Annotated in this window: 22 protein-coding genes and 1 tRNA gene; 15 read left to right on the forward strand and 8 right to left on the reverse strand. The window is 65.0% G+C overall.

The window, feature by feature from the left end; genetic code table 11:
- Positions 1–43: 43 nt before the first annotated feature.
- Positions 44–670 carry an NAD(P)H-dependent oxidoreductase gene (locus ACREE8_RS06225; protein ID WP_431572116.1) on the reverse strand — a complete coding sequence of 209 codons (627 nt, stop codon included), beginning with the start codon at positions 668–670 and terminating at the stop codon, positions 44–46.
- 14 nt (positions 671–684) lie between these two features.
- On the reverse strand, positions 685–1,860 hold the full coding sequence (locus tag ACREE8_RS06230; RefSeq protein ID WP_431572117.1) for a pyridoxal phosphate-dependent aminotransferase: 1,176 nt from the start codon (positions 1,858–1,860) through the stop codon (positions 685–687).
- A 154-nt stretch (positions 1,861–2,014) separates the two neighbouring features.
- Here ACREE8_RS06230 and speB point away from each other — a divergent pair, with 154 nt between their 5' ends.
- Positions 2,015–2,968, forward strand: coding sequence for an agmatinase (speB, locus tag ACREE8_RS06235; RefSeq protein ID WP_431572118.1), 954 nt, complete (start codon positions 2,015–2,017; stop codon positions 2,966–2,968).
- Between the two features lie 173 nt (positions 2,969–3,141).
- Here speB and ACREE8_RS06240 read toward each other — a convergent pair whose 3' ends face one another.
- On the reverse strand, positions 3,142–3,744 hold the full coding sequence (locus ACREE8_RS06240) for a DUF1989 domain-containing protein (RefSeq protein ID WP_431572119.1): 603 nt from the start codon (positions 3,742–3,744) through the stop codon (positions 3,142–3,144).
- 385 nt (positions 3,745–4,129) lie between these two features.
- Here ACREE8_RS06240 and ACREE8_RS06245 point away from each other — a divergent pair, with 385 nt between their 5' ends.
- On the forward strand, positions 4,130–5,245 hold the full coding sequence (locus ACREE8_RS06245) for a hypothetical protein (RefSeq protein WP_431572120.1): 1,116 nt from the start codon (positions 4,130–4,132) through the stop codon (positions 5,243–5,245).
- Between the two features lie 19 nt (positions 5,246–5,264).
- Here the strand turns inward: ACREE8_RS06245 and ACREE8_RS06250 are convergent, their stop codons facing one another.
- The 3 genes from ACREE8_RS06250 to ACREE8_RS06260 are packed head-to-tail and all read right to left on the reverse strand — an operon-like array spanning position 5,265 to position 7,455.
- Entirely contained in the window at positions 5,265–5,627 is a 363-nt protein-coding gene (locus tag ACREE8_RS06250) for a cupin domain-containing protein (protein ID WP_431572121.1), read from the reverse strand.
- A gap of 33 nt (positions 5,628–5,660) precedes the next feature.
- Complete coding sequence (locus ACREE8_RS06255) at positions 5,661–6,563, reverse strand: DUF1003 domain-containing protein (RefSeq protein ID WP_431572122.1); 903 nt, start codon at positions 6,561–6,563, stop codon at positions 5,661–5,663.
- 31 nt (positions 6,564–6,594) lie between these two features.
- Positions 6,595–7,455 (reverse strand): carbon-nitrogen hydrolase family protein, encoded by an 861-nt coding sequence (locus tag ACREE8_RS06260; protein ID WP_431572123.1) that lies wholly within the window; start codon positions 7,453–7,455, stop codon positions 6,595–6,597.
- Between the two features lie 200 nt (positions 7,456–7,655).
- Between ACREE8_RS06260 and ACREE8_RS06265 the strand changes: the two genes are divergently transcribed.
- The 13 genes from ACREE8_RS06265 (at position 7,656) to ACREE8_RS06325 (ending at position 21,347) form a co-directional block, all read left to right on the forward strand.
- Positions 7,656–7,731 (forward strand) — tRNA-Thr (locus ACREE8_RS06265).
- 574 nt (positions 7,732–8,305) lie between these two features.
- On the forward strand, positions 8,306–9,460 hold the full coding sequence (locus tag ACREE8_RS06270; protein WP_431572124.1) for an EAL domain-containing protein: 1,155 nt from the start codon (positions 8,306–8,308) through the stop codon (positions 9,458–9,460).
- Between the two features lie 737 nt (positions 9,461–10,197).
- The gene (locus ACREE8_RS06275) at positions 10,198–11,082 is read left to right on the forward strand and encodes a proline iminopeptidase-family hydrolase (RefSeq protein WP_431572125.1); all 885 of its coding nucleotides are present in this window, start codon (positions 10,198–10,200) and stop codon (positions 11,080–11,082) included.
- Between the two features lie 113 nt (positions 11,083–11,195).
- Positions 11,196–11,957, forward strand: a complete 762-nt coding sequence (locus ACREE8_RS06280) for an autoinducer binding domain-containing protein (RefSeq protein ID WP_431572126.1) — start codon at positions 11,196–11,198, stop codon at positions 11,955–11,957.
- A 185-nt stretch (positions 11,958–12,142) separates the two neighbouring features.
- Positions 12,143–12,397: a type II toxin-antitoxin system prevent-host-death family antitoxin gene (locus tag ACREE8_RS06285; protein ID WP_431572127.1), complete on the forward strand. Its 255-nt coding sequence runs from the start codon at positions 12,143–12,145 to the stop codon at positions 12,395–12,397.
- A 36-nt stretch (positions 12,398–12,433) separates the two neighbouring features.
- Entirely contained in the window at positions 12,434–12,832 is a 399-nt protein-coding gene (locus tag ACREE8_RS06290) for a hypothetical protein (RefSeq protein WP_431572128.1), read from the forward strand.
- Between the two features lie 448 nt (positions 12,833–13,280).
- The gene (locus ACREE8_RS06295; protein WP_431572129.1) at positions 13,281–14,195 is read left to right on the forward strand and encodes a proline iminopeptidase-family hydrolase; all 915 of its coding nucleotides are present in this window, start codon (positions 13,281–13,283) and stop codon (positions 14,193–14,195) included.
- Positions 14,196–14,248: 53 nt separating this feature from the next.
- Positions 14,249–15,772: an ABC transporter substrate-binding protein gene (locus ACREE8_RS06300; protein WP_431572130.1), complete on the forward strand. Its 1,524-nt coding sequence runs from the start codon at positions 14,249–14,251 to the stop codon at positions 15,770–15,772.
- 157 nt (positions 15,773–15,929) lie between these two features.
- The gene (locus tag ACREE8_RS06305; RefSeq protein ID WP_431572131.1) at positions 15,930–16,868 is read left to right on the forward strand and encodes an ABC transporter permease; all 939 of its coding nucleotides are present in this window, start codon (positions 15,930–15,932) and stop codon (positions 16,866–16,868) included.
- A complete protein-coding gene (locus ACREE8_RS06310) occupies positions 16,865–17,728 on the forward strand; it encodes an ABC transporter permease (protein ID WP_431572132.1) in 864 nt (287 codons plus the stop codon). The genes ACREE8_RS06305 and ACREE8_RS06310 overlap by 4 nt, the downstream gene beginning before the upstream one ends.
- Positions 17,725–18,726 (forward strand): ABC transporter ATP-binding protein, encoded by a 1,002-nt coding sequence (locus ACREE8_RS06315; protein WP_431572133.1) that lies wholly within the window; start codon positions 17,725–17,727, stop codon positions 18,724–18,726. The genes ACREE8_RS06310 and ACREE8_RS06315 overlap by 4 nt, the downstream gene beginning before the upstream one ends.
- Positions 18,723–19,739 carry an ABC transporter ATP-binding protein gene (locus ACREE8_RS06320; RefSeq protein WP_431572134.1) on the forward strand — a complete coding sequence of 339 codons (1,017 nt, stop codon included), beginning with the start codon at positions 18,723–18,725 and terminating at the stop codon, positions 19,737–19,739. Before ACREE8_RS06315 ends, ACREE8_RS06320 begins: the two co-directional genes overlap by 4 nt.
- Before the next feature lie 78 nt (positions 19,740–19,817).
- On the forward strand, positions 19,818–21,347 hold the full coding sequence (locus ACREE8_RS06325) for an ABC transporter substrate-binding protein (protein WP_431572135.1): 1,530 nt from the start codon (positions 19,818–19,820) through the stop codon (positions 21,345–21,347).
- Positions 21,348–21,383: 36 nt separating this feature from the next.
- Here the strand turns inward: ACREE8_RS06325 and ACREE8_RS06330 are convergent, their stop codons facing one another.
- Both ACREE8_RS06330 and ACREE8_RS06335 read right to left on the reverse strand, forming a co-directional pair.
- On the reverse strand, positions 21,384–22,112 hold the full coding sequence (locus tag ACREE8_RS06330; protein WP_431572136.1) for a hypothetical protein: 729 nt from the start codon (positions 22,110–22,112) through the stop codon (positions 21,384–21,386).
- On the reverse strand, positions 22,109–23,023 hold a 915-nt coding region (locus ACREE8_RS06335), incomplete at its 5' end, for a histone deacetylase family protein (protein WP_431572137.1). The genes ACREE8_RS06335 and ACREE8_RS06330, both read right to left, overlap by 4 nt.

The raw sequence follows: 23,023 nt of genomic DNA on the forward strand, positions 1-23,023 counted from the left end.
GCCCTACCCCAATCCCGCGACCTGGATGTTCTAGGTCCGATTTCTAGGCCTCGCGCACCGCACCCGGCTTGACGGTGGCCGGGTGCGGCCAGCGCCCGAACTCCCGGCCACAGCGCCGCGCTTCCGCGAGATGCGCCGCCAGCAGCACTGCATCGTCATTGACGTCGTGCAGAATGCGGGTCGAGACATTGCGCAGCCCGCAATAGCCCAGGATTCCGACGTCGATCTGGATCGCCATCGCGTCGTCATAGCGATATTTGCGATAGGTGCCTTCGCGCGAGCCGGCCGAACCCAAGAGCAGCACCGGGCGGTCGGCCAATTGCCCGCGCGACCGCGCCGGCGAGAAATCATAGGCCCAGCCCTGCGACATCACGCGGTCGATCCAGCCTTTGAGAATGGCCGGGAAAGACCACCACCAGACCGGAAAGACGAAGGCGAGCCCTTCCGCCCGATCGACCCGCGCCTGCTCCTCCCGGATCGCCTCGGGCACGGCGCCCGCCTTGAACTGCGCAAAATCCTCGGGCTGAAAGCGCGGCTCGAATCCCTCGCGATAGAGATCGGCGATCTCGGCGCTGTGCGCGGCCTCGGCCGCACCCTGGAGGAACGCGTCGAGCAGGGCGCCGGTGAAGGACTCCCGAACCGGATGGGCGAAGACCGCCAGGATATGCATCGCCCCCGCTCCCGCTACGGCGCCAGCTTGGCGGCGTAGCGCTCGATCCGGCCGCAGGCGCGGGCCAGCTCCTCGTCGGCATTGCCCAGCGAGATCCGCACATGTCCCGCGGCGCTGGGACCGAAGGCATCGCCCGGCAGCACCGATACGCCTTCGGCATCGAGCAGCCCGCTCGCGAAATCCTGGGCCGAGAGTCCGGTCGCGCGCACATCGACCATGGCGAACATGCCGCCTTCCGGCCGATGGCAGCGCAGGCCCTTCACATTGCCGAGCCGGCCGCAGACGAGATCGCGCCGGCGCCGATAGCCCTGCTTCATCGCCGCGACTTCGGGCGGTTCCATCGCGAAAGCCTGGCGGGCCGCGTCCTGGATGAAGGGCGGCGAGCCATAGAGCATGCAGAGCGCGAGATTGCCGATATGCCCCGCCAGATCCACCGGCGTGATGCTCCAGCCCAGCCGCCAGCCGGTCATGGCATGCGATTTGGAGAGGCTGTTGATCGTGATGGTGCGCTCGGCCATGCCGGGCAGGCCCGCCGGGCTCACATGCTCGCCTTCGAAGGTGAGGCCAGCATAGACCTCGTCCGACAACAGCCAGAGATCGTGGCGCACGCAGATCTCGGCGATGCGTTCCCAATTGGCGCGGGTAATGACCGCCCCTGTCGGGTTGTGCGGCGAGTTGATCAGGACCGCCCGCGTCTTCGCGGTGACGGCGCGCTCGATCGTCTCGGGCTCGATCTGGAAGCCGCGCTCGGGCCGCAGCGGCACGAACACCATCCGCGCCCCGCTGGCGCCGACGACCGCCTCATAGGTGACATAGGCGGGCTCGGGCACGATGACCTCGTCGCCCTGATCGAGCACACAGACCGCGGCGGCATAAAGCGCGCATTGCGCGCCGGCCACCACCACCACCTGCTGCGGATCGGTCGGCTGACCGCTCTGCGCCTGATGTGCCTGGGCGATCGCCGCGCGCAGGCGATGATCGCCGACCACCTCGCCATAATGGGTACGGCCCTGGCGCAAGCCCTCGATCGCCGCGTCGACGATGGCCGGGGGCGTGTCGAAATCGGGATCGCCGACGCTGAGCAGGATGACGTCCTTGCCCTGCCGCTTGAGTTGAGAGGCGCGGAAATGGATCTCCCACGCGGCAGCGCCCTCGCCCCCGATGCGCTCGACGAATGAGGAGAAACGCATGGCGGGTCGGGAACTCCAAATGCGCGGGGTTGACCGCATGGACCGGTTCGGGCTCGATAGCAGACAGCGCGCCGGAGAGCAATCGCCCCCTTGGATAGAGAGGGGTGGGCCTGCGGTTTCTGGCTGCTTTCCAACCCCCGGACAGATTCGAGCCATGACCAAGACCCATTACCAGCCGCTCGGCGGCAACCAGATGCCTCGCTTCGGCGGCCCCGCCACCATGATGCGCCTGCCGAGCCTGCCTTCGGCCAAGGGCCTCGATGCCTGCTTCGTCGGCGTGCCGCTCGACACCGGCACCTCGAACCGTTCGGGCGCGCGCTTCGGCCCGCGTCAGATCCGGGCCGAGAGTTGTTTGATCCGTCCCTACAACATGGCGACCCGCGCCGCGCCCTTCGACAGCCTGTCGGTGGCCGATATCGGCGACGTCGCCATCAACACCTTCAATCTGCAGAAGAGCATGGGGATCATCGAGGCGGCCTATGACGAGATCCTGGGCCATGACTGCATCCCGATGACCTTGGGCGGCGATCACACCATCGCGCTGCCGATTCTGCGCGCCCTCAAGAAGAAGCACGGGCCTGTGGGCATGGTCCATGTCGATGCCCATGCCGACATCAACGACAACATGTTCGGCGAACCGATCGCGCACGGCACGCCCTTCCGGCGCGCGGTCGAGGAAGGGCTGGTCGACGGCAAGCGCGTCGTCCAGATCGGCCTGCGCGGCACCGGCTATGCGGCCGAGGATTTCGACTGGCCGCGCGCGCAAGGCTTCCGCGTCGTGCAGGCCGAGGAGTGCTGGTACAAATCGCTCACGCCGCTGATGGAAGAGGTGCGCAAGCAGGTGGCGGGCGGGCCGGTCTATCTGACCTTCGATATCGACGGCCTCGATCCCGCCTTCGCCGGCGGGACCGGCACGCCCGAGATCGGCGGCCTCACCATCACGCAAGGGATGGAAGTGATCCGCGGCTGCCGCGGTCTCGACATCGTCGGCTGCGACCTGGTCGAGGTGGCGCCGCCCTATGACCCGACCGGCAACACCGCCCTCACCGGCGCCAACCTGCTGTTCGAGATGCTCTGCGTGCTGCCGGGCGTGACCTATCGGAACTAGCGAAGACACTCGCTCCCTTCTCTTTCCTCTCCTCCCGCCTGCGGGAGGAGAGGGCAGGGTGAGGTGGGTGCCGAAGCTCGCGGCGCTCTTTCCTGAGAGACCCCCTCACCCTGCCCTCTCCCCCACTTCGTGGGGGAGAGGAAAGAAACAGGTGGCGCCGAGCGTCGCCTTCCCTACCTCACCTCGACCAGCAACTCCGTCACGCCGCCGCCGGCATTGATGGCCCAGCCGGGGACCTTCAGGTCGAAGGGGCAGGACGACACCACGACGATCAGATTCATCAAGGCTTCGAGCTCGACATGGCTGCCGGGCGTCACGGGGTTGGGCGGCGAGATCAGCTTGCCGTCCGCCTCGACATGGGTGTTGGTGAAGAAATTGACCGGCTGCGGCGTGACGGCGACCTTGTGCCCGAGCGCGGCCATCGCCTCGGCGAGATTGGCGGCGCAGCTGCGGTGGGGTGCCGCATGGCCGAACTGCGTGTAGCGGGCCTGATCGCAGGCCGCGATCAGCATGTCATGACAGCCGCCGGCCTTGTCCTCGATCAGCGTCAGCATGGGGCGTCGGAAGCGGCTGAGGAATTGATCGCCGGGCCGCGGCTTGATCGAGCGCGTCGTGACCCAGCTGTGCATCGGCGACAGCCACTCATTGAGATCGTCCGCGTTGTACGCGAAGAAATCGGCCGCCTGATGCCCGGCCGGCGTGATGACGCGAACCCGTTGGCCCCGTGCCACAGGAATGGCACGGCCCTCGGCGGCCGGCACCGTGATGCGATCCATGGACAACTCCCCTTTTGACATCGGTTCGCAAAATCGATCCGGACATTCCGGACCGACCCCGTTTTCCGTGTCTGTTCTCCTGGGCGATACAACCATGACGCGGCTTCGGTCTCAAAGCCCCCAATCGTAACCGGGAGAAGGCCGGAAACCGCGGTTGCAGCGCAACCAACCTCGGGCCTGTTCGTTATCGCCAAGCAATGTGGGGCCGATTGGCGTTCTCCCTGCCCGAACCGGAGGGCCGCTCCGGCTTATCGCCTGCGGGTGGGACTTGATGTTAAGCTAGCGCCGCTTCCGAGTCTGGCCATCGATCAACGCAATCCAGCCTGGTCTCCATGGCACGGCCGCTTTCTCACGCCGCCGCGATAACTGGAAGTGAAGTGCAGGCATGACGGAGCGCCGTCCAACCGTGCCAGAAACAGGCCACCTCCACGTCGGTTCGCCCAAGCGAATCCTCTCCCCATTCGAATCCTGGCATCCCGTGCTGTTCTACGCGCCGGTGATCGTCTATTGGCTGCTGCTGGCCTTGCGCCACCGCAGCCTGACCTTGCCGGCCGTGGCCAATCCGCAGATCGAGCATGGCGGACTGTGCGGCGAGTCGAAGACGAAACTGTTCGCGAGCATGACACCGGAGGGCCGCGAATGGGTGGCGCCCTATGTCAGCTTCGCCCGCGGCCATGACGGCGAGATCGACCGCGATCTCGGCCGGCTGACCGCGCAGCTCGAGGCCGCGGGGCTGGAATTCCCGCTCGTGGCGAAACCCGATGTCGGCTGCCATGGCGCCGGCGTGCGGCTGGTGCATGATCGTGTCGAACTTCGCGCCTACCTGCGCGCTTTCCCGGCGAACGAGCGCCTTCTGATCCAGCATTTCGTCGACCATGAGGGCGAGGCCGGCATCTTCTATGTCCGCCGGCCCAACGATACGGTCGGCCGCATCTTCTCGATGACCCTGAAATATTTTCCGACCGTCATCGGCGATGGCAAATCGACCCTGGGCCAACTCATTCGCCGCGATCCGCGTGCGGGTCGCCTGGCGCATCTCTACCTGCCGCGCCACCAGCACCGCATCCATTGGGTCCCGGCCGTGGGCGAGCCCGTGCGGCTCGTGTTCGCCGGCAATCATTGCAAAGGGGCGATGTTCCGCAATGGCGGCCGCCTGGTGACGCCGGAGTTGGCGGAGCGCATCGACCAGTTGGCCCGTACGATCCCCTCCTTCCATTTCGGGCGCTTCGATGTCCGGTTCCGGTCACTGGGCGAACTGATGCAGGGCGAAGGCTTCACCATCGTCGAGTTCAACGGCGGCGGCAGCGAAGCGACCCATATCTGGGATCCCGACACCACCCTGTTCTCGGCCTATCGCGACCTGTTCGCCCAGACCCGCATCCTGTTCGAGATCGGGGCCGCCCATCGCGAGGTCGGCCATGAGCCGGCGGGCTGGCGCGTGCTGCTGGGGTTGTGGCTGCGCGAGCAGCAGCTCAAGCGCGCCTATCCGATCACCGAGTGACGGCGGGGGCTCCCGCCCCTCATTCGACCGGCCGTTCCAGCGTCTCCACATAGACCAGCAGCGTGCAGCCCCCGGGCGTATGCGATTCATGCTGCGTGCCGGCGCGCAGCAGCACCATGTCGCCGCGGCGATAACGGGCGCCGTCGCTTTCGATCAACTCCCCCTCCAGCACATAGAACATCTCGTCGGCGGTATGCTCATGCGCCGCCGAGACGGTTCCGGGCTCCATGCGGATGACGTGGAAGCCGGTGCCGGGAACCCGTGTCTCGTCGAGCGGCAGATAGGTCATGCCCTCATAGACGAGACCCGGCGCATCGAAGGACCGGTAGGGATCCGACGACAGGTTGCGCACGATGCGGTCGCCAGTCTTGATCTCTTTCATCCGGCCTTCTCCTCCCGGAGCGGGATCCGCCTGTCACCGGTCCCGATCGTGTTCGATCCGATTGAGCTGCTTCAGCAGCTCCACCTGCAGATTGTCGATCTTGTCATGCAGATGCGAGACCTCGAGCTCGGCCTTGAGGTTGACGTCATACTCGATGTCGGTGCGGATCCGGTCCTTGGAGGCCTGCCGGCTCTGGCTCAACAGCACGATCACGCTGAGGAAGATCGCCTCCAGCGACACGCACATCGTCAGCAGGCCGAAGGGGAACGGGTCGAACGCCTCCAGACCCGGGATCACGTTCCAGCCGATCCAGGCCGCGAACAGGACACCATGCAGCACCAGGAAGGCGAAGCTGCCGCTGAACTCGGCGATCACATCGGTCGCCCGCTGGATCAGGGTCGCGTGCGAGGCCATCACGTCGTTGGCGTTGCGCACCGCGGCCTGGCGCAGCCGCTGGTCGGTGGCGCGCAGGCGCGAGGCCATCACCGCCATCATGTCGAGCGCCGCCTCGGGCCGGGCCCTGACGAAGCGCAGCAGCGCCCCGCGATCGAGCACCAGCAGATGAGTGGCCGCGGTGGCGACGGCATTGGCCGTGCGCGGGCCCTGGTCGAGGAGCGAGAGCTCGCCGAACAACTCGCCGGGACCGGCATCGTGAAGCACGATCTTCTGCCCGAGCTTGTCGGTGGTGGCGAGCTCGACCGCGCCTTCGCAGACGATATACATGCGCTCGCCGGTCTCGCCGGTCCGGAACAGCATGTCGCCTTCGGCGGCGTCCTGTTCCTCGACGAAGTCCGCCAGCATGGTGCGGTCGTCGGGTTCGAGGCGCGAGAAGATGGGGACGCGGCTGATGGCCTCGACCTTATGAGCCAGATCCGCCGTCGCGTCCGAGGTCTCGTCGCTCGGCGGCGACGGGATCGTGCTGCTCTCTGCCGTCATGATGGGGGTCGGAAGGCCGGAGCCGGCCGCCCTATTCTCCCGCCGCGGCGAGCGGCACCAGGCGCTCGGGCGCCTGGAACGGACGGTCGTGCCGCAGGGCCGGGATCATCTGGCGAGCCTCTTCGACCTTGGCCGGATCGATCTCGGCCATGGCGTAGCCGACCTTGTCGCCGGCGTCGGCGAGGACCTCGCCCCAGGGGCTGACGATCAGGGAGTGGCCGAAGGTCCGCCGGCCCTCGGCATGGGTCCCGCTCTGGGTCGCCGCGAAGACGTAGCTGCCGGTCTCGATCGCCCGGGCGCGCGCCAGCACATGCCAATGGGCGAGGCCAGTCGTGTAGGTGAAGGCGGCCGGGATGCCGAGATAGGCGGCCCCGCCCTGCGCCAGCGCGCGGAACAGCGCCGCGAAGCGCAGGTCGTAGCAGATCGAGAGCCCCATCTGGCCCCAGGGCAGCGCCGCCAGCACGGCCTTGTCGCCCGGCGCCACCGTCGCCGATTCCTTGTAGGCATGGCCGTCCTTGATCGCCACGTCGAACAGATGAATCTTGTCGTAGCGTGCCGTGATGCGGCCTTCCGGGTCGATCACGAAGGCGCGGTTGGCGACCCGCGAGGCGCCCTTTTCCTTGATCAGCAGCGATCCGACATGGATCCAGCGCCCGAGCTCGCGGGCGAGCCGGCGAAAGGCGGCAAGACCCGGATCCTCGGCCTCGGTCACGGTCTTGCGCAGCACGGCCACGTTGTCGGGCTCGATCATCGTCGCCATCTCGGGCAACTGGATCAGGTCGGCGCCGTCCTTGGCGGCCGCGCGGATCAGCGGCTCGATGGCCGCGATCGAAGGCGCCATCTCGCGCTCGGCGCAGTTCTGCACGACAGCGACCCGGAAACGGTTGGGCATGGGGTGACCTCGTCCTCGATCGATGAAAGTCCTGGCGCGCCAGCGGCGAAGCCGCCTCAGGCGCCGGCCGGCAAACCATATCGCGCGGCCCAGGGCGGAACAACCACCCCCGTCCCTGCCGCCGACCCGCGAAGCGGTTGACAGCGCGCCCGTTCTGGTTCATCCGAAGCGCGGTTTTCCGGCGTCGGCCGGTCTCGGATGCCCCTATAGCTCAGTTGGTAGAGCACCTGATTTGTAATCAGGGGGTCGGCGGTTCAAGTCCGTCTGGGGGCACCATCTTCTTCAGTCCGTCAGATCACGACAGGCCTGAAAGCGGCGGCCGATATCGGTCCGGCCGGTGAACGCGTTCTTCCGTGACGTCGAGCCACGCTCAATCCAGCAGTTATTGCCTGTAGGTCTCGACATCGTCCAGGCAGAAGGGCTGCGAGCCGCCGCGTCCAAAATCTCCCCCTGACGCTGCTTGTTGGTTTGCGCGACCCCCAAGTCCGCTTAACCGTTGGACAGTGCGGTCGGACGACGGTGGGATTGATGCCGCAACGGTTGCCGGCGAGCCGCGAGGCGCCCCTCCCGGGTGCCGCCAAGCCGGTCCGGTTCGGGACAGATGCGCTGATCCGTTTCTTATTTTCGGCCGTATACCTCTCTATCAAATGGAGAAAGACTGCCTTCGGTAACCCTCTCGAAAGCGATTCATAGCAAAATCAATCTGTTATCATTCGCCGATGCAGCATCATCGTTAACTGACGATTGAGACAGGTTTGCTACATTATCTCCTCGGTCGTGCGTTCAACCCGGAGTGAAATGACGAGAAGCGCGTTTGGAAGAGGTCGCGCTGCAGTTGAGGGAGTTCATCGTGGCAAAACATAAAGTGGTTGTGCTGGATGACGAACCTATGATCCGGCAACTCGTCGCCGAGGTCGCCCAATCCTCTGGCTGGGAAACCTTCGATACCGGAGATCCCGGAATGTTCGAGGCGGAGATCAGGAAACAGCCTCCTGCCGCCGTCGTTCTCGACCTGGTCATGCCGAATGTGGACGGCATCGAAGTCCTGCGAGAACTGGCAGCCCTCCTGACCGGCATCCCCATCCTGATCCTGAGCGGAATGGACGGCCGCCTGTTGGAAACCGCCATGCAACTCGGCCAGGCGCGCGGCCTGACGATGGCGGGATGCATCCAAAAGCCGTTCCGCGCCGAAGCCCTTCGCCTGCTCTTGCAGAAGGTCGCGGCCGGTCATGGCGAGATCAGCGAGAAGATGCTCGATGAGGCCGTCGAGCGCGACGAGCTCGATCTCTACTACCAGCCTTATCTGGATCTGCGGTCACGCCGCATCGTCGGCGCCGAGGCGCTCGCCCGGTGGCAGCATCCCCAGCGCGGCCTCATTCCCCCCTCCGCCTTCATTCCGATGGCGGAGAAAAGCGCGCTGATCGGCAAGGTGACGGATCTCGTCCTGGCCAAGGCCATCGCGCAAGCGGCCCGATGGAACGAACGCGTCGCCACCCTCGATATATCGATCAACCTCTCGGCCCGCAGCATCCGGGACATCACCTTCCCCGATCAGGTCCTGCGATTATGCCGGCAGCATTCGCTCGATCCGGCCCGCATCGTCTTCGAGATCACCGAAACGGCGGCGATGCAGGATCCGGTCATGCTGATGGACGTGCTCACCCGGCTCCGCTTGAAGGGCTACCGGCTTTCGATCGACGATTTCGGCACGGGCTATTCATCGCTCGCACAGTTGCGGCGATTGCCGTTCTCCGAGCTGAAGGTCGACCTGTCCTTTGTCTCCACGATGATGACCTCCCGCGACAGCGAGATCATCGTCAAGACGATCATCGACATGGCCCGCAATCTGGGCCTGCGGACGGTCGCCGAGGGCGTCGAGACATCGATGATTCTTGAACGGCTGGCTGCGCTCGACTGCAATGTCGCACAGGGCTACTTCATCGGGCGCCCGATGCCGGCGCAACAGATCCCGACCTTCTTGGGAAACTACGCGGCCGCCGAGTGAGCTGATCGCAATTCGTCGCGTCGGCCGCGAATAGGGTTTCTGCAACGATGTGATTCCGGGTCGGGAGCACAGGAAACCGCCGTTGGCAGGTTTTCCTGTGACTCACCGATGGGAAACAGCCTTCTCAGGCCGGCCTTACCGCCCGCCCAAGCCGCAGAAGGTCTCGTCGGATCCGATCTGCTGACTCGGCAACGTCGGGGCGCCCGTGCAGTCATTGAAGAAATTCGGGGTCCTCGACGTCGGATGAAGGTTCGGCGTCTCGGGATTCTGCCGAAGCAACGGCTCACGGAATGTCGACAACGCGCCACCGCGGCTCGACGCCGGAGCCGTCATCGATCCCGACGGCGAGAGGCCCATGGGGATCTGCGGTGAGAACTGGGCGCCCGGATTCAGCAAGTCCACGCCATGCATATCATTTCCAGCTCCAGCCGCCCACGCAGAGGGAGCGACGCTCAGGGCCGCTATCGCCAGTCCGAAGCTCAATCCCGCTGCCGCAAACAATTTTGAGAACATTTTGGTGACCTCGATTAGATGTGGCCCCCACAGGCAGATCTGGTGTGCCCCCGCGCAGCGGCAATAATGCGATGGTCGTAGCGTCACCATCCGTGTGTCCTCCCTTGACGATTTCGCCGCTTGAGTCCAGGCTTCATCTGCCGCCTGAAGAAGAAGCAATTCATCAAGTTATTCCAGTAACATGCCGGTCGTTGTAAATAACCTTCGCAGAAGGGGAAACCACCATGCCGAGCCGCCAGCCGGATGCATCGACCCGGGTTCGCGTCGATGGACACGAGGTTGTGACTTACAGTTTCGGCAGCGGGAGCGAGGTCCTGTTCCTGTTGAACGGCGGCCCTGGGCTGCCCTCCCTTTATCTGCGCGAATCTCTGCTGCGGCTGCTCGAGGAAGGTTACCGCATCGTCACCTATGACCAGCTCGGCTGCGGCGCCTCGGACCGTCCCACCGATCCCAAGCTCTGGACCATGGCGCGCTATGTCGCCGAAGTGGAGACGGTTCGCAAGGCGCTGGGGCTGGGGCCGGTGCATCTGCTCGGCCATAGCTGGGGCGGATGGCTCGGCATCGACTATGCGCTGACCCATCCGGGCGCGATCAAGACCCTCATTCTCTCGAACACCTGCGGAGACATGCCCCATCTCGTCGGCGAGCTGAACCGGTTGCGGGCGGCACTGGGCGCCGAGACCGTGGCCATGATGCAGCATCACGAAGCCGACGGGACGATCGACCATCCCGAATATCAGGCGGCCGTCACCGTCCTCAATTACCGGCATGTCTGTCGTTTGCAGCAATGGCCGGAGCCCGTGGCCCAGTCGCTGAGCGATTGGAACATGGGACCCTATGCGACCATGCAGGGTCCGAACGAGTTCCTCTATATCGGCAACCTCAAGGACTGGAACCGCATTCCGGACATGCACCGGATCACGCAACCTTGCCTCATCCTCACCGGCCATTTCGACGAGCTGGGGCCGGCCTGTGCGATGCGGATGAAGCATGCGCTGCCGAACGCCGAGCTGACGGTGTTTCCCAACAGCTCCCACATGCCGATGTATGAGGAAGCGGATGCTTATCTGGCGCGGGTTTCGGCCTTCCTCGGGCACCATCGCGGCTGAGCCCTTGACGGGTTTGACCGCTGAAGGCGCCGCGCCCTATTGTTGACGGGAACGGCGCCCGAAACCTTACGACAAGAGGCGCCGGCGCAAGGGAGCTTCGTCTGCTGAACGACGTGATCGACAGCTTCGCCGACAAGATCGAGAGCGCCGACAGTCTCGAGCGCTGCCTCGATCTGCTGCTCGAGGCCGTCGTCCCGATCGGATTCTCCTCCGTCATCTATGACTACGCGCCCGTGCCGGTCGCGCATGATGGGAAGATGATCCGGCCGAACCTGCTCAATGCGCGCAACGTGCCGGCCGACTTCGCCGGGCTCTGGTGCGACCATGAATATTACCGCATCGACCCGGTGCAGCAGATGTGCATCGACTGCAATCTGCCCTTCGTCTGGTCGTTCCAGGGCGTCGATGACCATATTCTCGCGCGCCCGCTGACGCGCGAGCATCAGCCGGTGGTGGCCTATCTCAAGGATACCCATCTCAGCTGCGGCGCCACCGTGCCGATCCATTCGCGCGACGGCAGTCTCGCCACCGTGACCGCCACGCGCATGGGCGCCGAGCGGGGCTTCGAGCGCGTGGCGCGGCGCGAGCTGGCGACGCTCACCTTCCTCGCCCATTTCATGCATGAAGCGGCGCTGCGAAGCTTCGACGAGGAGACGCGCCGCTGCCATGCCGTCTCTTTAAGCGCGCGCGAGATCGAATGCCTGCGCTGGGCGGCGCGCGGCAAGACCGCCGAGGACATCGCCGAGATCCTGGACCGCGCGCCCGCCACGGTCTGCCTCCACCTCAACAACGCCCAGCACAAGCTCGGCGCCCAGAACCGCGCCCAGGCCATCGCCCGCGCCGCGCATTACCGGCTGCTGGGCGCGGGGTTGTAGGGCGCTCTTCTTTTCCTCTCCCTCTCTCGTCGCCGGCACCCGTGTCAGTGGTTTGATTCCGTCCCTGAGCAGCATGGTTTTCCCTACATCTAAATCGTCGCCGGCTTTCAGCGCCGCGCCCTCTTGATTTCTAATGTATTATACGTATAATATGAATTATCAGTTTTTACGCTATCGAGGAAGCCATGGCTCAAACAACCGCACTGGAGTTTCAGCGCAAATTCGGGGAGTTCCAACATCAGGCTCAGCGGGAGCCGGTGGAGATCACCCGGCATGGCCGGCGCGAGTTGGTGCTGATGTCGGCCAATCACTATGACTGGCTGATGGCTGCGGCAAAGCGGACGCATCGGACGGCGGATGCAGCCCCGGTCGTAGCGGATGCCGTGCGACGCGCGGAGATGGATCCGGAGCAGGCGGGGCTTGACGACCTCCTGAAGTGAGGGATCCCCGTGCCTCTTCCAGAGCCCAGACCCGGCTTGGTCATTCGCTACGGCTATCTCTGGACTCGGGAGGCCGCCATTGGCCGCGACCAGGGAAAGGAACGCCCGGCCTGTTTAGTCGCCGCCATGGACTCCATCGCGTTGCCGCGCTTCGTCGTCATTCTCGCGATCACGCAGGCGCGGCCGGACAAGGGCACGGTCGGCGTGGAGATCCCAGCGAAGGTCCGTGAGGCGCTGGGGCTGGACGACGTGCCGAGTTGGATCATTGTTTCGGAACACAATGTCGATGAGTGGCCGAACGGCGGCTTGGCGCCGCTGCCGGGCCGACCAGGCGTCTTCAGCTATGGCTTCATCCCGCCCGGTCTCTTCGCGCAGGTGAAAGCCAAATTCCTCGAGCTGTATGAAAGGGGGCGGAGCGCGGGTGTGCGCCGATGAGTGGCCGTATCGACGCGGGCGCGCATTCGATCCTCAAACTTAGAATCGACCTGATTGTGCAGTGTCCATGTCGGCCACCGAAAAGCATCCGGGTGCGCAGGTCCTGCGTTTAAATCGTCGCTTTCGACAAACAAGCACGAGAATGCTCGGCATATTGTGATTCAGGCTGAACCCTTCCCTGGGCACCGCTTCCTTTGGGAGAGTGGTGAGGGAAGAGTATTCTGAGGAAGACGGCGCTCCCCTTTTCTTTCTTCTTCTCCCGTGTTCGGGAGGAAGAGAGGAAGAACTTTTCTAGAGGGGGATCGCAGCGTCACTCCCATCCGATCAAGGCGCCGGTCCACCCTATCAGTTCTGCTAGTTGTCGCGCCCCTCTTCCGGCCCCTAGCCTGAAATGGGTGCGAGCGGGATTCCGCTCGCACCCGCTTCCGGACCCTGGGACCGAGAACACATGGCCGCGCTCAATCCGCCTCTGCCCGCCGATGCCCGTCCGCCCGACGAGACCTTCCGGGTCAAGATCGATGGCTATGAGGTACAGGTTTACAGCTACGGCAGCGGACCCGAGGTGCTGTTCTGCCTCAATGGCGGACCGGGTCTGCCTTGCGACTATGTGCGCGAGACCCACAGCCTCTTGGCCGATCACGGCTATCGCGTCGTGGTCCATGACCAACTCGGCACGGGGCGCTCCGACAAGCCCAAGGACAAGGGCCTCTGGACCATCACCCGCTATGTCGAGGAGGTCGAGACCCTCCGCAACGTGCTGGGCCTTGGCCGCGTCCATCTGCTGGGACAGTCCTGGGGCACCTGGCTGGGCTTCGAATATCTGCTGACCTACCCGAAGGCCGCCAAGAGCTTCGTCTGCGCCAACGGCACGGCCGAGGTGCCGCAGCATATGCAGGACCTGCAGCGGCTGCGCGGCGCGCTCGGATCCGAAACGGTCGCGATGATGTCGCGCCACGAGGCCGAGGGAACGACCGACCACCCGGCCTATCAGGGCGCGGTCCAGATCCTCAACTACCGCCATGTCTGCCGGCTCGACCATTGGCCGCCGGCGCTGATGCGCTCGATCGACGGCATCAACATGGACATCTACGGCACCATGTGGGGGCCGAACGAGTTCACCTGCATCGGCAATCTCAAGGATTGGGACCGGCTCGCCGATCTGCCGCGCATCGAGCAGCCCTGCCTGGTGCTGTGCGGGCATCATGACGAGCTGACGCCCGACAGCGCGGCGCGCATCGCCCGCCGGCTCAAGAAGCCGACGCTCAAGATCTTCAGGAACAGCTCGCATATGCCGTTCTTCGAAGAGCCCACCGAATACATCGCGACGCTCAGGAGCTTCCTCGACCAGCATCGGGGCGGCTGAAGAACCGGCCGCCCGCGAACGGGCGGCGCCTAGGACCGGGAGGAACCTCGACCATGATTGCCGCAAAGCCTCGACATCTTCTATCGGCGCTGCTTGTCGCCGCGGCCCTGCTCTTCACGGCGAGCCAGGCCTCGGCCGGCGGCGTGCTCAAGATCGCCCGCGAGCAGGACAGCACCACCTTCGATCCGATCTATACGATCCTGGCGCCCGACATCTGGGTCTTCAACCAGTTCTACTCGACGCTGGTGCGCGCCAACGCGACCGCGACCGACATCGAGCCGGATCTCGCCGAAAAATGGGAGATCTCGGCCAACGGCACGGTCTATACCTTCCATCTGCGCGAGGCGAAATTCTCGGACGGCACGCCAGTCCTCGCCAGCGACGTGGTCTTCAGCCTGCTGCGCGCGCGCGACGACGAGAAATCCGTGCTGCGCTCGATGTTCTCGCCGATCGACAAGGCCGAGGCGCCCGACGACCGCACCGTGGTGCTGCGGCTCAAGGGCCCGAGCGCGCCGCTCATGTCGACGCTCGCCATGTTCGCGGCCTCGGTCCTGCCCGAGCATGCGGTCAAGGCCGAAGGCGAAGGCTTCGGCGAGAAACCGGTCGGCTCCGGCGCCTTCGTGCTCAAGGAATGGAAGCGCGGCGACCGCATCGTCCTGGCGCGCAATCCGCTCTATTGGGAGAAGGGCCTGCCCAAGCTCGACGGCATCGAGTGGATCTATGTGCCCAACGACAACACCCGCATGCTGAAGCTCAAGGCCGGCGAGGTCGATGCCGCGACCTTCGTGCCCTGGAACCAGATCAAGGACCTCCAGGCCGACAAGAACATCCAGGTCCAGCTCGACAAATCGACCCGCATGGATCACATCCTGGTCAACCACGCCCATAAGCCGCTCGACAACAAGCTGGTGCGCCAGGCGCTGAACATGGCGATCGACCAGAAGGCGATCGTGGATGTCGTCACGTCGGGCTATGGCACCGTCGCCAATTCCTTCTTCCCGCTCGACGGCATGGACTACAACCCCGACAACCCGAACTATCCCTACGACCCGGCCAAGGCGAAGAAGATCCTGGACGAGCAGGGTGTGAAGGGGCTGACGCTCAATTTCGCGCTGGTGGCGGGCGACACGGCCCACGATCAGATCGGCGTGCTGGTGAAGGACCAACTCGCCAAGGTCGGGGTGACGGTCAATCTGGTGAAAATGGAGGGCGGCCAGCAATGGGACGCGCTCGTCAATGGCAACTACGACATCGGCGTGATGTGGTGGGTCAATGACGTGTTCGACCCGGACGAGAAGGCCCAGTTCTGCGTCTCGGGCGATCCGGAGAACCGCTCCTACTACACCAACTACAAGAATCCGGTGGTGACCGACCTGGTCAACAAGGCTGCCGTCGAGCAGGACCCGGCCAAGCGCAAGCAGATTTACTTCGAGATCCAGCGGCAGGCGAAAGACGACGTCCACTGGATCGACCTCTATTACAGCCCCTTCCGCAACGCCTCGCGCTCGAACGTGACGGGCTTCGTCCAGAACCCGCTCGGGCGCTACATGCTGGAGACGGCCGACATCACCAACTGAGCGGGGCCGAAGGTGCATGAGGGCGGCGACCCCGGACGGGTTCGCCGCCCTCTGTCATGGCGGGCCTGCGTCGCCTGCCCTGGAGCGCGGCAGGGAAGGCCGATAGGATTGCCGCCGGAACCTTCCTGACGCGGATCACCGGGATCATTTCACGGGCATGGGCCGATATCGCTTCATCCTCTGGCGTCCCCTGCAGCTGGTGCCGGTGCTGCTCGGCGTGAGCCTGATCAGCTTCCTGCTGGTTCATGCGATCCCAGGCGACCCCGTGCGGATCCTCCTGGGCACGCGCGCGACCACGGCCGTGATCGAGGCGACCCGCGCCCAGTACGGGCTCGATCAGCCCCTTACCCTCCAATATCTCTATTTCCTCAAGAACCTGGCTGCCGGCGAGTTCGGTAAATCGATCATCTTCAAGATCGGCATTCCCAAGCTGGTGGTGAGCCGGATCGTCCCGACCTTGTTCCTGCTGGGCTATGCGATCTTCATGTCGGTGGTGATCGCCATCGCCTTCGCCGTGCTGGCGGCGGTCTATCGGGGCCGATGGCCCGACCAGCTGGTGCGGGTATATTCCACGGCGGGGCTGGGCCTGCCGGCCTTCTGGCTCGGCATCGTGCTCATCATCGTCTTCAGCATCGAGCTCGGATTGTTTCCGGTCTCCGGCTATGGCGAAGACCCGCTCGATCGTCTCCATCACCTGTTCCTGCCGGCCCTGACCATTGCCCTGGCGCTGTCGCCGGTTCTGATCCGGAACCTGCGCGCGAGCCTCTTGGCAGAGATGGAGGCGGATTATGTGAAGGCCGCGCGCTCCCGGGGCCTCTCCGAAGCCAAGATCTTCCGGCGCCATGTCTTCCGCAACTCGCTCCTCCCGACCATCACGCTGCTGGGCGTCAATGTCGGCTGGCTCATCGGCGGCACGGTGGTGGTCGAGCAGGTCTTCTCGGTGCCGGGACTGGGCTCGCTCATGGTGAGCTCGATCTTCGCCCGCGATTACCTCGTGGTCCAGGTGGTGACGCTGGCCTTCGCGCTGGCGGTCATCCTGACCAACTTCCTGGTCGATATCGTCACGGTCGCGCTCGATCCGCGGGTCAAGCTATGAGCCTGACGCCCACCCACCGCGTTGCGACCCTGCCCTTCCGCCTCGCCGCCCACGGGCTTGCCGCGCCCGCGGCGCTGAAGCTGGGCGCCGCCATCTCGCTCGCCTGGTTGTTCCTGGCGGTCGCCGCCCCCTTGATCGCCCCCTACGATCCCATCGCCCAGGATCTGGGACAGACCCTGCGCCATCCGAGCCTCGCTCACTGGCTGGGCACCGATAATTTCGGTCGCGACGTGCTGACCCGCATCATCTGGGGTGCCCGCCTCGACCTCGCCATGGGTCTCCTCGGCGTGATCGTCCCCTTCATCCTCGGCAGCGCCGTCGGGCTTGTCGCCGGCTATTTCGGCGGCATCGTCGACACGCTGCTGATGCGCCTCCTCGACATCACCATCTCCTTCCCTTTCTTCGTGCTGGTGATCGCGATCATCTCGGTGCTGGGCGCCGGCCTCATCAGCTTCTTCATCGCCGTGTCGCTCGTCGGCTGGGTCAGCTATGCGCGGCTGATCCGCGGCCAGACCCTGGTGCTGAAACACAGCGACTTCGTGCTGGCGGCCCGCAATCTGGGCTATAGCCGCCTGCGCATCATGGCGCGGCATATCCTGCCCAACGCCGTGCTGCCGGCGATCGTGTTCTCGATGTCCGACGTGGTGCTGACGATCCTGCTGGGCTCGTCGCTTTCCTATCTCGGCCTGGGCGTGCAGCCGCCCGCCGCCGAATGGGGCGTCATGATCGCCGAGGGACAGACCTTCCTCGCCAGCGCCTGGTGGATCAGCTTCTTCCCGGGCCTTGCCATCGTCACGCTGGCGCTGGGTTTCAGCCTGCTGGCCGACGGGCTGGCGGAGACCCTGGGGATCCGGGAATGAGCGCTGCCCTGATCGAAGCGCAGGATCTGACCGTCGATATCGAGACGCGCAGCGGCCGGCTGCGGCCGGTCGATCATGTTTCCTTCGCCTTGCGCGCGGGCGAGATCATGGGGCTCGTCGGCGAGAGCGGCTCCGGAAAATCCATGACCTGCCGCGCGCTCATGCGCCTTCTGCCGAGCCGCCAGGCCCGCATCGCCGCCGGCCGCGTGCTGTTCGAGGGCCGCGACATCGCGGCCCTGCCGGAGGCGGAGATGCGGACCCTGCGCGGGCCCAAGATGGCGATGATCTTTCAGAATCCGTCCTCGCATCTCGATCCGGTCATGACGATCGGCGAGCAGATCACCGAGGCGGTGCTCTGCCATGAAAAGATCGGACAACGAGCGGCGCGTGATCGTGCCACCGAATTGCTGCGCCAGGTGGGCTTTCCCGACCCGTCGCGCCAGCTCGACGCCTATGCCCATCAGTTCAGCGGCGGCATGCGCCAGCGCGCCATGATCGCGGCGGCGCTCGCCTGCCGGCCCCAGCTCCTGATCGCCGATGAGCCCACCACGGCGCTCGACGTCACGGTGCAGGCGCAGATCCTCCGCCTGCTGCTCGACCTGCGCGACCGCACCGGCCTCGCCATCATCCTCATCACCCATGATCTGGGCGTGGTGGCGCAGACCTGCGAAAGTGTGGCGGTGATGTATGCGGGCCGCATCGTCGAGCGCGCCAGGAAGACCGACCTGCTGCGCCGGCCCTTGCATCCCTATACCGAGGCCCTGATGCGATCGCGACCGGAGTCCGTGCCGGTCGGCAGCCTTTTGCCCTCGATCGAGGGCCAGCCGCCGGCCCTGTCGCAATTGCCACCGGGCTGTCGCTTCCATCCGCGCTGCCCGCACTGCCGACCGCTCTGTCGCGACACCGACCCGGCCCTGCTGGCCGCCGGCAAGTACAGGGCCAGCGCTTGCCTGCGCTGGCAGGAACTCTATGCCGCTCCGGTAGGGGCCAACGCATGAGCGCGCTGCTCGAGACCAACGATCTGACGGTCGAGTTTCGCGAGGGCGGCCTCGGCGCGCTGCTCAACCCCGCGAGCGCCCGCGTCACCCACGCGGTCAATGGTGTGACGCTCGCGATCGCCCCGGGCGAGACGATGGGCCTGGTCGGCGAGAGCGGCTGCGGCAAGAGCACGCTCGGGCGCGCGATGCTGCGCCTGGTGGACGCCAAGAGCGGCCAGGTGCGGTTCGACGGCACCGACCTGACGGCGCTCGATCCATCGCGGCTGCTGGGCTTTCGGCGCCGGGCGCAGATGATCTTCCAGGATCCTTTCGCGGCGCTCAATCCGCGCTTCACCATCGGCGAAACGCTGGCGGAGGTGTTCCGGGTCCATCGGCTCTGTCCGGGCGGCGAGGTCGCGACGAAGGTCGCGGCGCTGATGCAGAGCGTGGGCCTGTCGCCCGACCTGGCGTCACGCCGTCCCGCCGCGCTCTCGGGCGGACAATGCCAGCGCGTCGGCATCGCCCGGGCGCTGGCGGTCGGCCCCGAGCTCCTGATCGCCGACGAAGCCGTGTCGGCGCTCGACGTCTCGATCCAGGCGCAGATCCTCAATCTGCTGACGCAGCTCTGCGCCGAGCGGCATCTGGCGCTGATCTTCATCTCGCATGATCTGGGGGTGATCCGGCATCTCTGCCGGCGCGTCGCGGTCATGTATCTCGGGCGCATCGTCGAGGAAGGCCCGACCGAGGCCGTGTTCTCCAACCCGCGCCACCCCTATACCGAGGCGCTGCTGGCTTCGATCCCGCGCATGGCAGCCGATGGCAGCCTGCCGCCGCCGCGCCTGATGGGCGAACCTCCCAGCCCCACCCGCCTGCCCGCCGGCTGTGCTTTCAACCCTCGCTGCGCCAAGGCCTTCGACGCCTGCCGCGCCGGCCCGGCCCCCGCCCTGCGCCGCGACGGGCCGGTCCGGGTCGCCTGCCACCTCTACGCCGATGACAAAATGGCGACAGACCGCCCCGCCGCCGGGAGCCATTGACGCTGATGGGGCGCCGCGCGTCATAATTCCCGTCAAGGACGGAGCCAAGGCCGTCCGCCATTCGACGGGGAGCTTCACATGGCCGCCATCATCCGCCGCCTCGCGGTGGTTTCGTTCCTGTTGCTGTCCGTTCTCCTGCTCGGCGCCGGCCCGGTTCACGCCGGCGGCACGCTCAAGATCGGCCGCGACCAGGACAGCACCACCTTCGATCCGATCCTGATCAGCCAGAACGCCGATCTCTGGGTCATCATCAATGCCAACGAGATGCTGGTGCGGAACAATTTCGACGGCACCGCGATCGAGCCGGACCTGGCGGAGAGCTGGACCGTCTCGCCCGATGGCCTGACCTACACATTCAAGCTGCGCGACGGCCTCAAATTCAGCGATGGCAGCCCGCTCAAGGCCTCGGATGTGAAGTTCAGCCTGGAACGCGTGCGCGACACCAAGGAGTCGGTGTTCGGTGCCATGTATGCGCCGATGAAATCGATCGACACGCCCGACGACCGCACCGTGATCATCACGCTGAGCCAGCCCACCGCGCCCTTCCTGACCTTCCTCGCTTTGTTCTCGGCCGCCGTGCTGCCCGAGGATGCGGTGAAGAATCACTATGACGACTGGCTCGAGCATCCGATCGGCGCCGGCGCCTTCAAGATCATCGAATGGAAGCGCGGCGAATCCATCACGCTCGACAAGAATCCGAACTATTGGGAAGGCCCGGCCAAACCCAAGCTCGACCAGGTGCAGTGGATCTATATCCCCAACGACAACACCCGCATCCTCAAGCTGCAGGCGGGCGAGATCGACGCGATGATCTTCGTGCCCTTCAACCGGATCGACGAGCTGAAGCAGGATCCGAAGCTCGAGGTCCATCTCGACAATTCGAGCCGCGAGGATCACCTGCTGATCAATCACAGCCATCCGCCGCTGGACAAGAAGGAAGTCCGCCAGGCGCTCTGCATGGCGATCGATCTCGATGCGATCGTGAAGACCGTGACCTTCGGCCATGGAACGCCCGCCAACTCCTACATTCCGCAGGGTGGCATGTTCTATAACCCGGACAATCCGCGCTGCCCCTATGACCCGGCCAAGGCCAAGGCGATGCTGGATGCGGCCGGCGTGAAGGATCTTTCCCTCAAACTGCTGATCTCATCGGGCGACGTCACCCATGAACAGCTGGCCGTATTGCTACAAAGTCAATTGGCCCAGATTGGCGTCACGGCCAACATCGAGAAGCAGGAGGTCGGTCAGGCCTGGGAGACGGAGATCTCGGGCGACTACGATCTCAGCGTCAATTACTGGACCAACGACATCATCGATCCCGACGAGAAGACGTCCTTCAGCCTCTATGGCGATCCGGACAATCTCTCCTATCACACGCGCTACAAGAATCCGGAGGTGACGAAGCTGATCGACGAAGGCCGCGGCGAGCTCGATCCGGAGAAGCGCAAGGCGATCTATTACAAGATCCAGGCCATCGTGAAAGACGACGTCCATTGGATCGATCTCTATTACTCACCCTACCGCAACGCCTCGCAGATCTATGTGAAGAACTTCACCCAGAACCCGCTGGGCCGCTTCACGCTCGAAGATACGGAGATCGTGAAATAGAGCTCGGTGCGATCGGCGTTCCCGGGTTCCGCGCTTTCAGCGTGGCCCCGGGGCGTTGACCACCTGCAGGAGATTCTGATAGGTCGGCTCCATCATTTTCTTATGGTCGCGACCTTTGAAGTGCAGGATCTGGATGCCGGACCGTCGAAGGGAGCGCAGTTCTTCCGGAACGCCGACGTGATTCATCGGCAGCTGATAGACGCTCGCATCGAGAAAGCCGAAAGCCGTCGGGTTGAGTTTATAGGCCTCGAACAAGGAAACCTGGTCCCCGTACCAGCGATGGAAGCGGTCGGGCAGCCGCAGGCAGATTTCCAGCAGATCCGCGAAGAATTGCCGCGCATTCCTGACAGCAATCGCGCCGAACAAGAGGGGCATGACATCGAGAAAGGTCTTGCCGACGAATTCGGGGTAATGCTCGGGAAAATCCGCGTTGACGAGGATGTTGTTCACCCGCCTGATAAGCAGGATGTCCCGTTTCGAGCTGTCCTCGAGCTTCAGTTTCTCGATGAAGAGAAGATCGGCGTCAGTGAAGAAAGTATACTCGTGGCCGATCTCGACGCTGGCATAGGCTTCGAGCCTCGCAACCATCAGGTTCTTGGACAGGCGATTACGAACGATATGAGTCACGCCTGCGATCTCCGGCGTCTCTTGGTCGGTCAGCTGGATTATCTCCGCGTCATTCCCATGAAGCAGCTTTGCGGATTTCACCAGGAATGACGGGGTGGTCACATCTTGGCCAACCCAAAAGAACACGATGCGGATCATGCCGCCCGCCCCTCCTCGAACCCCTTCAAGCTCGCGACCAGATTCCGCCCCAGCTCGGGCGATGGATAGCCGCCCTCCTGCACCAGCACGGTCGGCAGCTTGAGCGTGCCGATGCGCCGGCAGATCGCCTCGAAGCCTGGCGTCGTCACCTTGAGGCCGGCCAGCGGATCGCCTTCGAAGGCGTCGAGGCCCAGCGCCACCACCAGCGCGTCGGGCGCATAGGCGCGGATCTCGGCGAGGCCCCGCTCGAGCGCCGCCAGGAAGGGCGTGTCGCCACTGCCGAGCGGCAGGGGAAGATTGAGATTGTAGCCCTCGCCCGCCCCTTCGCCCCGCTCCGCCGCATGGCCCCAGAAGAAAGGATAGAAGTTCGCCGGGTCGGCATGGACCGAGACCGTCAGCACATCGGCGCGGGCATAGAAGATCCCTTGCGTCCCGTTGCCGTGATGGAGATCGACATCGAGGATCGCGACGCGCGCGGCATGGCGGCGCAGCTCGGTCGCGACGATTGCGCAATTGTTGAGATAGCAGAAGCCGCCGGCCATGTCGGCGAAGGCATGGTGACCCGGCGGACGGCAGAGCGCATAGGCGGCGGGCGCGCCGCCCTGCACCAGCCGCGCCGCATGCACGGCCGTGTCGGCACTGGCGACGATCGCGGGCCAGCTGCCGGCCGCGAGCGGGCAGGCCGTATCGGCCATGTGATGGCCCGCCTGGCCGATGATGCTTTCGGGATAACCGCCCTTCAGCCCGTTGGGATGGACGTTGGGGATCACCTCGGGCGAGGCGTCGGGCAAGGCCTGCCAGCGTTCATGTGCCGTCTCGAGAAACCGCAGATAACGCGGCGTATGCACGGCGGCGCGGGGGCCGGCGCCGTAGGTCTCCGGCCTCACCAGCCGATGGCCGTGACTCTCGGC

The sequence above is a fragment of the Hypericibacter sp. genome, assembly GCF_050729195.1.
Classification (GTDB): Bacteria; Pseudomonadota; Alphaproteobacteria; order Dongiales; family Dongiaceae; genus Hypericibacter.